This window comes from Actinopolyspora mzabensis (genome assembly GCF_900101095.1).
GTDB classification, from domain to species: domain Bacteria; phylum Actinomycetota; class Actinomycetes; order Mycobacteriales; family Pseudonocardiaceae; genus Actinopolyspora; species Actinopolyspora mzabensis.
Genome location: NZ_FNFM01000003.1, coordinates 124,815 through 137,457 on the forward strand (window position 1 = coordinate 124,815; position 12,643 = coordinate 137,457).

General features: G+C 66.3%; 12 protein-coding genes. 7 read left to right on the forward strand and 5 right to left on the reverse strand.

Annotation, left to right across the window (positions count from 1 at the left end; genetic code table 11):
• The first annotated feature begins 82 nt into the window (after nucleotides 1-82).
• On the forward strand, nucleotides 83-2,020 hold the full coding sequence (locus BLR41_RS05700; protein ID WP_092626946.1) for a cellulase family glycosylhydrolase: 1,938 nt from the start codon (nucleotides 83-85) through the stop codon (nucleotides 2,018-2,020).
• 160 nt (nucleotides 2,021-2,180) lie between these two features.
• Nucleotides 2,181-3,188, forward strand: a complete 1,008-nt coding sequence (locus tag BLR41_RS05705) for a glycoside hydrolase family 5 protein (protein WP_092626947.1) — start codon at nucleotides 2,181-2,183, stop codon at nucleotides 3,186-3,188.
• 131 nt (nucleotides 3,189-3,319) lie between these two features.
• Here BLR41_RS05705 and BLR41_RS23625 read toward each other — a convergent pair whose 3' ends face one another.
• Nucleotides 3,320-3,448 carry a hypothetical protein gene (locus BLR41_RS23625; RefSeq protein WP_281240932.1) on the reverse strand — a complete coding sequence of 43 codons (129 nt, stop codon included), beginning with the start codon at nucleotides 3,446-3,448 and terminating at the stop codon, nucleotides 3,320-3,322.
• Nucleotides 3,449-3,805: 357 nt separating this feature from the next.
• Here BLR41_RS23625 and BLR41_RS05710 point away from each other — a divergent pair, with 357 nt between their 5' ends.
• A complete protein-coding gene (locus BLR41_RS05710; protein ID WP_092626948.1) occupies nucleotides 3,806-4,252 on the forward strand; it encodes a GNAT family N-acetyltransferase in 447 nt (148 codons plus the stop codon).
• A gap of 436 nt (nucleotides 4,253-4,688) precedes the next feature.
• Here BLR41_RS05710 and erm read toward each other — a convergent pair whose 3' ends face one another.
• Together erm and BLR41_RS05720 are read right to left on the reverse strand one after the other, a co-directional pair.
• Nucleotides 4,689-5,531: a 23S ribosomal RNA methyltransferase Erm gene (erm, locus tag BLR41_RS05715; RefSeq protein WP_092626949.1), complete on the reverse strand. Its 843-nt coding sequence runs from the start codon at nucleotides 5,529-5,531 to the stop codon at nucleotides 4,689-4,691.
• Nucleotides 5,532-5,772: 241 nt separating this feature from the next.
• Nucleotides 5,773-6,480, reverse strand: a complete 708-nt coding sequence (locus tag BLR41_RS05720) for an SDR family NAD(P)-dependent oxidoreductase (RefSeq protein WP_092626950.1) — start codon at nucleotides 6,478-6,480, stop codon at nucleotides 5,773-5,775.
• 481 nt (nucleotides 6,481-6,961) lie between these two features.
• Here BLR41_RS05720 and BLR41_RS05725 point away from each other — a divergent pair, with 481 nt between their 5' ends.
• Both BLR41_RS05725 and BLR41_RS05730 read left to right on the forward strand, forming a co-directional pair.
• The gene (locus BLR41_RS05725) at nucleotides 6,962-8,281 is read left to right on the forward strand and encodes a Bcr/CflA family efflux MFS transporter (RefSeq protein ID WP_143013006.1); all 1,320 of its coding nucleotides are present in this window, start codon (nucleotides 6,962-6,964) and stop codon (nucleotides 8,279-8,281) included.
• Nucleotides 8,282-8,494: 213 nt separating this feature from the next.
• The gene (locus BLR41_RS05730; RefSeq protein ID WP_092626952.1) at nucleotides 8,495-9,787 is read left to right on the forward strand and encodes an alpha-hydroxy-acid oxidizing protein; all 1,293 of its coding nucleotides are present in this window, start codon (nucleotides 8,495-8,497) and stop codon (nucleotides 9,785-9,787) included.
• Nucleotides 9,788-9,811: 24 nt separating this feature from the next.
• Here the strand turns inward: BLR41_RS05730 and BLR41_RS05735 are convergent, their stop codons facing one another.
• A complete protein-coding gene (locus BLR41_RS05735) occupies nucleotides 9,812-10,078 on the reverse strand; it encodes a DUF3040 domain-containing protein (RefSeq protein ID WP_092626953.1) in 267 nt (88 codons plus the stop codon).
• Between the two features lie 317 nt (nucleotides 10,079-10,395).
• Between BLR41_RS05735 and BLR41_RS05740 the strand changes: the two genes are divergently transcribed.
• The gene (locus tag BLR41_RS05740; RefSeq protein ID WP_218119938.1) at nucleotides 10,396-10,830 is read left to right on the forward strand and encodes a DUF7144 family membrane protein; all 435 of its coding nucleotides are present in this window, start codon (nucleotides 10,396-10,398) and stop codon (nucleotides 10,828-10,830) included.
• Between the two features lie 242 nt (nucleotides 10,831-11,072).
• Complete coding sequence (locus BLR41_RS05745) at nucleotides 11,073-11,342, forward strand: DUF1876 domain-containing protein (protein WP_092627205.1); 270 nt, start codon at nucleotides 11,073-11,075, stop codon at nucleotides 11,340-11,342.
• Between the two features lie 212 nt (nucleotides 11,343-11,554).
• On the opposite strand, the gene BLR41_RS05750 is transcribed toward BLR41_RS05745, so the two are convergent.
• Nucleotides 11,555-12,460: a universal stress protein gene (locus BLR41_RS05750; RefSeq protein WP_092627206.1), complete on the reverse strand. Its 906-nt coding sequence runs from the start codon at nucleotides 12,458-12,460 to the stop codon at nucleotides 11,555-11,557.
• Nucleotides 12,461-12,643 lie beyond the last annotated feature (183 nt).

Below are 12,643 nucleotides of genomic sequence, written 5' to 3' on the forward strand. Positions count from 1 at the left end.
TTCACTTAAGAGTTTCGGGTGGGTCCGTGGTTCGGATTCCGCGAGCCATATCGATCCGCACACCGTTGATGGGAGCGCACGGATGCGTCGTGGTTTCGCCTTCGTCGACACGAAGGACGGTCCGGTCAGCTGGTTCGGGGTCAATTTCTGGTCCGCGGCAGGCGGGCCGCGGATGTGGACTCGTTACGATCCCGAGTTGGTCCGCGCCGAGCTCGCCGTGCTGCGTGAGCACGGTTTGACGCTGACCAGATCGTTCTTCTTCTGGCCCGACTTCATGCCGGAGCCGGACCGCATCGACGAGAGCTGTGCCGCCGCCTACGCGGACTTCCTGAACGCACACGTGGAAACGGGGATGCGGACCATTCCGACCTTCCTGGTCGGCCACATGTCCGGTGAGAACTTCGACCCGCCCTGGCGCGGGGGACGGGACCTGTACCGGGACGTGTGGTTGCTGGATCGGCAGAGCTGGTTCATCGAACAGCTCACCGCGCGCTATGCCGATCACCCGGCGGTGGCTGGCTGGTTGATCAGCAACGAGATGCCGATCTACGGCGAGCCCGCCGATCGGGAGAGCGTGACGGCCTGGGCAGGCCTGATGGTCCGCTCGGTACGGGCGGGCGGTGGCACCCAGCCCGTTTCCATCGGGGACGGTGCCTGGGGCGCCGAGGTCACCGGAACCGACAACGGATTCTCGGTGCGTGATCTGGCGTCGTTGACCGATTTCCTCGGCCCGCACGTCTACCGCATGGAGGACGACCGGGGCCGGCAGCACTTCGGGGCAGCCTTCATCTGTGAGCTCACCACCACGTTGGGCAGTCCCGTGGTGCTGGAGGAGTTCGGGTTGTCCTCGGACTTCGCCTCCGACGAGCACGCGGCGGTCTACTACCGGCAGGTGCTGCACAACAGCCTGCTCGCCGGATCCACCGGTTGGATGGCCTGGAACAACACCGATTTCGACGAACTCGCCGGGCAGGACCCCTACCGGCATCACCCGTTCGAGCTTCACTTCGGGCTGACCACCTCGCGGCGCGAACCCAAGCCCCAACTGCGCGAGATGGCACGGTTCTCCGAGACTCTCGCCGCCATCGACGTGCTCGGGTGTGAGCGGGAAGCGGCGCGGGCGGCGATGATCGTCCCGGAGCACATGGAGGGCGACATCCCGATCAGCGACGGTGATGATGCCCGGTTCGCGTTCAGCACCCTGCGGCAGGCGTACACCAGCGCGAAGTTGGCCGACCTCCCGATCGGGCTCTGCCGGGAGCGGGACGGTATCGCCGAGGACTGCTCGCTGTATCTGCTGCCCTCGGCCAAACAACTGACCGCGCCCTCGACGGGCAGGTTGGAGGAGCTCGCGGCCGCGGGGGCCACGGTCTACCTCTCCTACTGCCACGGAACCGGTTCGTTCCAGCGCGGCCCGTGGATCGCCGGGCTCGACCGGATCTTCGGGGTGAAGCACCAGTTGTGGTACGGCCAGGTGGATCCGATCGAGCGTGATGAAGTCGAGCTCACCTTCCGGGCGGATTTCGGCTGTCTTGCGGCGGGAACGAAGCTGTCGCTGCCGGTCGCGGGGAATCGGCACAGCCGCGCCAGGCTGCCGGTGCGGGCCACCGAAGCGGAGATCGTGGCCGTGGATCAGGACGGCGAGCCCGCGGTGCTGCGCAACCGGGTCGGTTTCGGTTGGACGGTGCTGTGCACCTACCCGATCGAGCACATGGCGGACTGGACACCGGGGGCCAATCCGGATGCCGCGGTAGGGCTCTACGACGCACTGGCCGAGTTCGCCGGGGTGCGGCGGAGCGTGCGCGTGGCCGATCCGGCGGTGAGCGCGGACGTGCTGCGGCACCGTGACGGTCGACGATTCGTCTTTCTCACCAGCCAGAGCCCGGAGCCGTTGCGCGTGACCCCGGAAGTGCCGGCTGGTGAACTCACCGGTCTGGACGATGAGAAGCCGGTAAACACCCTCGAACTGCCACCCTACGAAGTTCGGGTGCTGCGTATCTCGGGTTTCGACGCGGCATGACCTTCGCCGCGTCTCGGTCGGCTCCCGGAATCGACGTTGTCGGCGGGTCGACCAGTCGCGTCGAACGGGTACGCCTCGACCGGCGATGCTGCCAGCGGAACGGAGGTGTGGTCGGCGGCGCGACGCAATGGAATGTTCGAGAATGTTTTCGGAGGAAAACATGAAACGACGATTGAGATTACCCGCCGCCGTTCTCACCGTGCTGGCCATGTCGGTGCTGCTGACGCTTTCGCAGCTTTCGTTCGGCACGGCAGGCAAAGCCGCGGCGGCGACGGGATTCCACGTCGCCAACGGCAGACTGCTCGACGCCAACGGGAACGATTTCGTGATGCGCGGGATCAATCACGCCCACACGTGGTATCCCGACGAGACGGATTCGCTGGCCGACATCAAGGCCACCGGCGCCAACACCGTGCGTGTGGTGCTCAGCAGCGGTGACCTCTGGAACCGCAACGACACCGCCGACGTGGCTTCCGTGGTCGAGAACTGCGAGAACAACAAGCTGGTCTGCGTGCTGGAGGTGCACGACACCATCGGGTATCCGGAGAAGTCCGGCGCCGTGCCGCTGTCGCGCGCGGTGGAGTACTGGAACAGTGTCAAGAGCGCGCTGATCAGGGAGGAGGACCACGTCCTCATCAACCTGGGCAACGAGCCCTTCGGCAACACCGGTTACGAGGCCTGGACCGAGGACACCTCGAACGCCATCCAGCGGATGCGCGATCTCGGTTTCCAGCACACCCTGATCGCCGACGCCCCGAACTGGGGTCAGGACTGGACGTACACGATGCGCGACAACGCCGCTTCGGTGTTCCGGGCCGACCCGCTGCGCAACACCGTGTTCTCCGTCCACATGTACGGCGTGTTCGACACCGCCACCAAGGTCAGGAACTACCTGAACCACTTCGTCGACGCCGGGCTGCCCATAATGGTCGGTGAGTTCGGGCACCGCCACTCCGACGGTGACCCGGCCGAGGACGCAGTCATGGCCACCGCCGAGTCGCTCGGGCTCGGCTATATCGGCTGGTCCTGGAGCGGCAACAGCGGTGGGGTCGAGTACCTCGACATGGTGCAAGACTTCGACCCGAACCAGCTGACCCCGTGGGGCGAGCGCATCATCAACGGCCCCAACGGCATCCGGGAGACCTCCGAGGAGGTCTCGGTGTACTGATCCGTCCGATGTGAGTTCGAGTCGGGCGCATCCCTCCGGCCACGCGGTCGCCCTCGGGCCGCGCGGCCGGATTCCCGGCTGTCCCGCTGTGTTGCAGAGCCGTCGTGTCGTGGTTGGCCCCGGCGGGGTGCTCAGGCCAGGGTGAACACCGCGCGTTGCGGGTTGTCCAGCCACACGGTGTGGGTTCTCTCCGGGGGCACAGTCGGGCCGTAGCGGTTCGGCGGTGGTTTGCCCTGTTCGCACCAGCTCTCGAGCAGCACAGCAGGTGACCCAGGAACGTCACTGCGCCTTCGGCGAGTTCCGGGAGACCGCGATCGGTGTGACTGGTCATCAATGCTGGTCACGAGACATTCACCGAGTACGCTGCACAACAGTGCCGCGTTGTAGCCGGGCCAGTGCCTATCTCCAGCATCCGGTCGCCCGGCTTGGCCGAATACGTGACGAGTTGTAGGTAACGATGACGGATAAGACGAATTCACCGAGCTCAGTGGTTGGCGGATCTCCAGCTAAAGTCAGAACAATGCCGCGTGCGTCGAGGTCGGTTCCGGTCGAGGCGTGATCGGAGTTCGTGACAGCAAGTTGGGGGAGCGCGATACGGTGTTGGGGGGTCTCGCCCGCTGTCTGGGGCGCTTTCACCACGTCGCTGCGCGGCGGACGATCCGACCCGGCCCGACCTCGACGCCGTCTGGCGTTTCCCGTCCACCGAGGCCTACCGGGGCCGCTGGCGCGAGTTCGACGACTTCCGCAGGCAGGTTCGGCACGCCTGGCGCGTGGTGGGCTGTTACGACCCGCACGGCGAGACCGTAGGTTTCGCCCGGGCGTTCTCCGACGGTGTCGCCATGGCCTACCTCGCCGACGTCTACATCGAGACCGCGCACCGCGGTCGGGCCCTCGGCAGGGGGCTGGTGCACGAGATGATCGACAACGGTCCGGGCAAGAACTTCAAGTGGATGCTGCACACCGACGACGCGCACGAGCTCTACCGCGATTTCGGGTTCGCCGAACCGAACGCGAGGTACCTGGAGCGCCAGCCCTCGTACCACAGCGGCTCCGGCTCGGTGTGAGATCCGGGGCCACAGGTCCGGCTCCACGCCGCGGCTCTGGCTAACGGCGGCGCGCTCACTGCCATGCCCGCCGATTTCCCGGCAGTGCTGCTGGCCGACGTCACAGGGTGGGGGAGCGAAAGCAGCAGGGCCCCGCCCTGGTGCCGCGTCCGCTGGACACCGACGCGGAGTACCGCGTGGACACTCCCGGTGAGCGGTCGCACGTCGTGCTGGGTGCCACGGCCGGGCTCGCGCGTTGGGGCACCGGGCGAGGCGTTCGTGGACCGCGCACACCGAAAACGGTGCGGAGATTCCGAGACTCGGCCGTTGGTCGTGACCGCTCGATCGGACCGGGGCCGGGCCACGGAGGTGGACGTCTCGCACGTCGCGTCTCCCGCAGGGCCTCGGCCCCGGCGATCCGGTCATCGCAGATGACAGTCTGGCGGCACCTCTCGACTCAGCGGTCCCGGTTTCGGCCGCGCCGCTCCGAGTGGGTGTTTCTGCCCGTCCGACGGCGCGACGTTCCCCCGTCGGCCGCCGTGATCCGTTGCCACAGCGAGGCCCACTGCTCGGCGGTGAGTTCCTTGGGCAGCGATCGGGCCGAGACGTGCTCGAGGCGCAACCACTCCCGCAGGGCGGAGCGGTCGATCCGTCCGGTGCGTTCGAGGATCTCGCCCAGCCCCCGTCCTCGGCCGGTGTAGACGTCCCTGACGAATCGCCGGTACTCCTCACCCGCTGTGGTGACCAGGGGCACTTCCCGCCTGCGCATCACGAGCAGGCCGCCGTCGACGGCGGGCACCGGCCGGAAGGCGTGCGCCGGTACCCGCTGTCGCAGGCTGAACTCGTACCAGGGCCACCACTGGGCAGTGAGCATCGTGGCTCCGTCCACACCGGCTCTTCTGCGGGCGACTTCCCACTGCACCAGCAGGACCGCTGTTCGCCACTCGTGCCCTCCCAGCACGCGTTTGAGCACCGCCGTGGTGAGGTGGAACGGCAGGTTGCCGACCAGTACGTGCGGAGTCCTCGGCAGGGTGAAACGCAGGAGGTCGGTGTTGACGACGGTGACGTGCTCGGGGGTGCGCCGCCGCAGTCGTCGTGCTCTGCCGGGGTCGAGTTCCACGGCGGTGATCGGCCGACCGAACCGGCCGAGCCGCACGGTGACGGCACCGTCACCTGCGGCGAGTTCGACGATCGGTCCGTTCGTTCCGGCGACGAGATTCTCGATCGTGGCGATGACGGACCGGTCGACGAGGAAGTTCTGGCCGAGCTCGTGCGGCCCGCCAGGGTGGGAATGAGACATGGGTGTGCTCCGCGAAGTGAAGAACGGAGCCGGGCAGCCGAGAGCCGCACCGGCGATGACTCCGAAGCGCGGCGGAGCTGCGAAAGGTGAAGATCAGCTCCCCGCCGTCAGCGGCGGGGCCTCACGTAGAAGGGAGCACTCGCGTTGATACCCATCGATGATTACTCTAGCAGTGGTGCCGAACCGGCCGAGATGCCACCGTGCGGGGGTTCGCTGGGGCGCTGTGCGAGAGCGGTCGGGTTCAGAAAACCAGTCGTAGCCGTTGCTCCTCGAGGTCGTAGCGTAGCTCGTGCGCGCTGTCGCGTATGCCGGAAACGATGGTTTCCACCACTTCGTCGATGTCGGCGGGCGGAGGCATGCGCGGTGGTGTTCCGCTCAGCGCGCGATCCACCAGGCCGGTTTCCATGTGCGGGGGTCGGATGTCGAACACATCGACACCACGTCTGCGCATTTCCCGCCGTGTGGCGGTCAGCCACGCCGACAGTGCCGCTTTGCTGGCCGAGTAGTCGGCCATCTCCGCGGTGGGATAGTCGGCCAGTATCGCGGAGATCGCGGCCAACGTCCCGCCGCTTCGTTCCAGATGGGGCAGTGCCGCACGTGCGAGCACTATCGGCGCGAGTGCGTTGATGGTCAGCAGGTGCTCGGTCACCGCGTCCTCGGCCTCCGCGGTGCGGCCGAACGCCGCCACGCCCGTGGCGATCAGCACGAGATCCAGTCCCGCCAGCGATTCGGCCGCCGTGTCGACCACTCGGTGACAGGAGTCGGTGTCGATCGCTTCGAAGGTCGAGTAGGCAGCGCCGTCGAGCTCCTCCGAAACGGTGGCGAGTTCGTTCCGGTCACGTCCGGCCAGGTAGGTGCGGGTGCCCGCCTCGTGCAGCTTGTGGGCGAGTTTGCCACCCAGCACCCCACTCGCGCCTACGATCAGCACATTCTTGTTCCGCAATTGCACGTGAACTCCGGTTTTTCCGCCGGTGATTGCCCAGGAGAACGTTAACCCAGTCCGCCGTGCCGCGCGATCACCACGGCTCCGCGTGGCGCAGGAAAACTGTCGCCTCCGGGGCGGCAGCGGCCCTGGTTCCCATGGTGGCGACGTCGTTGACGTAATCGTAAATTTTTCGTATGCGAGAATTTTTCTCGATGGTGACTTTCCGGCAATGAGAGGCTGGGATTCCTGAGTGTCGTGATCCGGGCCCCCGAAACGGTGTGAATTCTTTTCGTGTTGTTTTGCGAGGACGAGACGTTCCTGGAGATGGAAGCATGCCCGAACGAACAAGACATCACCGATCGTGGTCGAAAGTATGCGCTCCGGAACAGACCTCCGAGGGCTGGGGAGCGTGTCCTGCCGGGGCGACTCGAATCACATTCGTACGACCGGCTGAAACCCGACTGGTTGTTCGTTCCACGGGAATAAAACCTCCTTCACGTTCGCTGTGAAGTTGGCAGTCCTGTCATCTTCACACCCTGTACGGAAGGTCGTGATGGAACGAGTCGCAGAGCACAGCACTTCCACCCCGAACCAGGCGGGTGTGACCGAACCCACCGGGTGGGACAGAACCCGGATCATTCTCGTACTGGGCGCCCTGGTTGCCCTGGTTCCGCTGACCATCGACATGTACCTGCCCGCCCTGCCCGACATCGGTGAGAGCCTGGGGGCGAGTTCCTCGCAGACACAGCTGACGCTGACCGGCACCCTGCTCGGTCTCGGACTCGGCCAGTTGTTCATGGGGCCGTTCTCCGACGCTGTGGGACGCCGGATCCCCCTGATCGTGGGAATCTCGTTACACGTCGTGGCCTCGTTGTTGTGCTTGCTCGCCCCGAACATCCTGGTGCTGGGGATCCTTCGGGTGCTGCAGGGCGCGGGCGGTGCCGCGGCCATGGTCGTCGCGCTGGCCTCGGTCAGCGATCTGTTCACCGGACGTACCGCCGCGACCACGTTGTCCCGGCTGATGCTGGTCAACGGAGCGGCACCGATCCTGGCGCCGACCCTGGGCGGCGTCATCCTGCTGCAGTTGTCCTGGCGCGGCGTGTTCGCCGTGCTGGCCGTGCTGGGCGTTCTGCTGTTGGTGCTGGCCTCGCTGGCACTACGCGAGAGCCTGCCGCCCGAGCGCAGGCACAAGGGCGGTATAAAACCGGTGGTGCGCTCCTACCGGGAACTGCTCACCGATGGTCAGTTCATGGTCATGGTCCTGGTTGCAGCGCTCGGCATGTCCGCGTTGTTCTCCTACATCTCCGGTGCCTCGTTCGTGCTGCAGGAGCAGTTCGGACTCAACCAGCAGCAGTTCGGCCTGGTATTCGGGCTCGGAGCCCTCATGATCATCGGGGCCACGCAGTTCAACGTCGTGCTGCTGCGCAAGTTCTCCTCGCAGCAGATCGTGTTCGGCGCGTTGGCCAGCGCCACGACGGCCGGACTCGTGCTGACCCTGTTCACCACCACCGGACTCGGCGGGATCGCCGGATTCTTCGTGCCGCTGCTGTTCGTGCTGGGCTCGGTCGGCTTCGTACTGCCGAACGCCCCCGCCCTGGCACTTTCCCGGCACGGTGACTCCGGGGGAACGGCAGCCGCGCTGTTGGGTGCCGGACAGTTCGGTCTCGGAGCTTTCACCGCCCCAATCGTCGGCCTGCTCGGCAACGACGCCTCCGCGTTGGCGATCGCGATGACAGCGGGTGTGCTGATCGCGCTGCTCGCTCTCACCGCCGTGACCATGGCGGGAAACCGTCGCAACGCGGCGGACTCGCGAGCCACTACGTGAGTCCGGTTCCGAGGGTCCCCCCGGCTGAGCCCGGCCGGTTCGGCCTCCGAGTCCGCCCGGGGCGGTGTCCTATGACGCCGCCCCGCCGTCGACGCCGCCCGCCGTGTTTTCCGCGACCGGGAGATCCGGGGTGTTCGAAACGGCCGGGATGCGGCTATCTTCTGCGGAACCCGGAACGGGGTTCGATCTGCTGCACGGCTTTGAGGGAAACGCATGTCACTGGCGGACAACATCGGCAACATCGGCCGCGCGATCCAGACGCGTATCTACCGAGAAGGGGTTTACGGCCGCAAGCCCCGGGTCCCGGTCGATCCGCGGCGGCTGAGCCTGGCCGCCCGCTCGGCGATTTCGCGACGGGCCTGGAACTACCTGCAGGGCTCGGCCGGTACGGAAAGTACCGCCTCGGCCAACAGGGCCGCGTTCGAGCGCCACCGGATCGTCCCCGGCATGCTTCGTGACGTCTCCGCCAGGAATCTCGGGACAGAGCTGTTCGGCCGCGCCGTACCCGCCCCGTTGTTCCTCTCTCCCATCGGGGTGCTGGAACTCGTCCATCGCCACGGGGACCTCGCGGTCGCCCGTGCCGCCGCGGCCACCGGTGTTCCCGTGACGCTGTCCACCCAGGCCTCCTACTCGATGGAGCGGGTCGCCGAGGTCGCCCCGGAGGCCGTCCGTTGGTTCCAGCTGTACTGGAGCAGTGACGACGACCTCGTAACCAGCATGCTCCGCCGCGCCGAGGAGTCGGGCTGCGAGGCCATCGTGATCACACTGGACACGCACGTGCTCGGCTGGCGTCCCCGTGATCTCGACGCGGGCTTCCTGCCGTTCGCGCACGGTCAGGGCATCGCGCAGTACACCGCGGACCCCGTGTTCGCCTCCCTGGTACGGCGACGTGTCAAGCGTCCGGCGACTTCCCCCGCTCCCACCCCCACACCACAGGCGCTGCGGGCGTTGTGGTCGATGAGCCGCAGCCACCCCGGCCCGCTGCTCGCCAATCTGCGTTCGCCGTATCCGCGAGCTGCGGTCGAGACGTTCCTGGACGTGTTCTCCCGGTCCTCGCTGACCTGGCCCGAACTCGACTTCGTCCGACAACGGACCAACCTGCCGATCGTGTTGAAGGGCTTGCAGCACGTCGAGGACGCACGGCGTGCCCTCGACGCCGGGGTGGACGGCATCCTCGTGTCCAACCACGGTGGCCGTCAGATCGACGGCGCTCTCGGGGCGCTGGACGCCTTGCCCGGAATCGTGGCCGAAGTGGGCGGCCGGATTCCCGTGCTGTTCGACAGTGGGATCCGAACGGGGGCGGACGTGTGCAAGGCGCTGGCGCTCGGCGCGACCGCGGCGGGTATCGGCAGGCCCTATGCCTACGGACTGGCCGCGGGCGGTGCCGAGGGGGTACGCACCGTGCTCGAACACCTGGTGGCCGAGCTCGACATCACCATGGCGCTGGCCGGAGTCGCCGAACCGGCCGAGCTCGACCCCGGGCTGCTGCGATCGGTTCACAGCTGAGTCCCGCGCTCGGGTCGCACCGGTTCAAACGGCGCGCATTGTCCAGTCGTGCAGCCCGATCATCACGGTCGCGAGCGCGACCCCCAGGAAGAAGCCCGCTCCCTCACCGAGTACCAGGCACAGCAGCGCGCACGCGTAGGAGAAGACGATTATCCCCGTGCGGAGGTTGAATCGTAGTCCGCGCGACGGACGGTAACCGTCCTTGCTCATGAGTTCGGCCAGGTGTGGGTCGTCACCGCTGAGCTGGTGCTCGATCTCGTCCAGCCTGCGCCGTTCGTACCGATCGAGCATGGCCCACCTCCCAGGCCGTGGTGTCGTCACCGCAAGCATCGTCGTATCCGGTGGCGCTTCCGAAGGGTCTTATGTCATTCGTTCCCGGCTGACGAGGTCACGACACGCTGTCCGGGGGGCCGCATCACCATTCAGTGATCGTTCATCGCCGTTCCCACGGGACCTTGTGCCCTATGGGCAGTGGTGTGCCCTGCCTAGGCTGAACTCGTCGAACGGTCGACCGATTCCGTTGCTCGTGGTTCAACGGTGTTCACCCGAGGCCGCTCGACAAAACGAATCCCATTCGCAGGATCCGTTTGAGGGGGGAGCGTGGACAAATGGCACACGCCGAGCGCGAAACCGGATCACCGGGCGACCGTTCCCACGGGCTCCTGGCCAGCGGTGTGGAGATGTTCGCCGGCGTGCTGATGCTGATCATCGGACTTTTCCACGTCGTCGTCGGCCTCACGGCACTGCTGCAGAGCTCGTTCTACGTGGTTGCCGCGGGTTATTTCTTCGGTGCCGACATCACGGTATGGGGATGGGTGCATGTGGCGCTGGGCCTGTTGGTGGGTGCCACCGGGGCGGCACTGCTGTCGCAACAGCGCTGGGCACGCCTCACCGGTATCACGATCGTCGCGGTGAGCGCACTGGGCAATTTCCTGTTCATCCCGTTCCAACCGCTGTGGTCGGTACTGATCATCGCGGTGGACGTGGTGGTGATCTGGGCACTGGCCACCCAGGTGCGCGGACTTCCGGCAACACGTGAGTAATATTCGTAAACCTGGGCGTGGCCTTTCCGTCAACAACTCGATCACTTGTGGTGATAACGGTGTGCCCACCATCATGGGGACACCGGCCCACCACGCGAATGTGATCCCGGTGCTTCCCCCTTTCCGGACAACGGCCGGGCAAGTCGGATGCGATACCCGTACAGCATCGGGAGCCGTAGCGCATCGACCGGCGGGGCCGGAAGAAGCGGTTCCGAGCACTCGTGGGCGAAGAGGAGAAAATCATGATTGCCACAGAGGAATGGTCGGTGACGATTTTCATCGACGAACGCGAGGATCGAACACACGCCGAGGCCAGACTGCACCGGCAGTACCAGCCGGAGGTGCGGGCCAACGGCCTGGCCCGCCGTAATCCACACGACAGCAACATTCCGCGAATCGGTGCCGAACTCGCCGCCTCGCGTGCGCTGTCACAGCTGGCGCATCAGTTGCTCGACGCATCCATCGCCGACGTCGAGCAGTCCACCGGTGAACCGGCCTACTTCCACACCTAGGAACGCCGCGGGCACGCCCAGGAACGCTGCGGGGGCGTGTCCAGCCGTTTTCCGCGGTCGCTCGGGTGATGGGGGGCTCCCACCGGTCCTGGCCGAGGTCGGACCGCACACTCGGCTCGGACTGGGAGCGCGTTCCGAGGTAAGGGCACGGTTGGCCGGGGTGCTGTTCGAACGCGCGGACCGCCGTCACCACACCGGTGCCTGGGCGAACGTCAGTGCACCACGGCAACCGGACACTGTGCGTAGTGCGCGACGGCATAGCTGACCGAGCCGAGCAGGCTCGATCTGATCGGCCCCCTGCCGTGGCTGCCCACGACCAACAGATCGGCCTGCTCCGAGGCCGAGAACAACGCGTCCGCGGCCCCTTCGTTGGTCACCACCTCGCTCCGCAGCACGACATCCGGATACTTCTCGCGTTGTCCGGCCACCGATTCCGAAAGCACCCGTTGACAGGTCTCGTCTACCTCTTCCCAGTTGAGTTTGCGGCGGGCGGATACCGACAGGGCGTACTTACGGATCTCGTTCCACGCCAACAGAGCCACCAGCTCGACCCCGTGGCGGAAGGCGAACTCATAGGCGAAGTCGATGGCCCGCTGGCTACCTCGGGAACCGTCGACCCCCACCACCACTCTGGTGAACTCGGTCGGGGTGCTGGTGATTCGTTCGTTCTCCTGTTCGCCCCGCACCACAACTACGGGAAGCTCGGCGGTACGAACGAGTTCGGCAGAGGTCGAACCGAGCAGCACACGCCAGGGGCGGGTCTGCTCCGGAGCCCCCAGCACCAACATCTCGGCTCCTTCGGCGGACTCGCCGAGAATCTTGGCGGGATGTCCCATCCGTATCGAGGTGTCTATTGCCAGCTGTGGGAGTTCCGCACTACATTCGGCCACCATCGCACGGAGCTCGTTCTCCGATTCGGTGCGCAGCGGTTCCGACTCCACTGCCTCACTGGGCAGGTGTATGCGGGTGATCTGTTCCAACGGTACGGGGACGGCGCGGACGATCAACAGCGACCGTTGTCTGCTGGCTGCCTCGAAAGCCGCCCACCGCACCGTCTGCCGTGAGTGTTCGAGTTCGTCGAACCCGACGACGACCTTGCCGGTTCGCTCCGCGCTCATCGCTGCCAACCCTTCGAGTTCGCCCGTCGCGACGATTCGTGCCGAGACCATGATGTCGTTTCACGAGCGATCGAGCAGTCCCGTTCCTCGCGAACGGGACCCCGAACACTTCGAAGGGGGTGAGTGACCGTCCATTCGAACTCCGGCCACCGGAGGTGGACCCCCGAAGGAGGTCCCACCGAG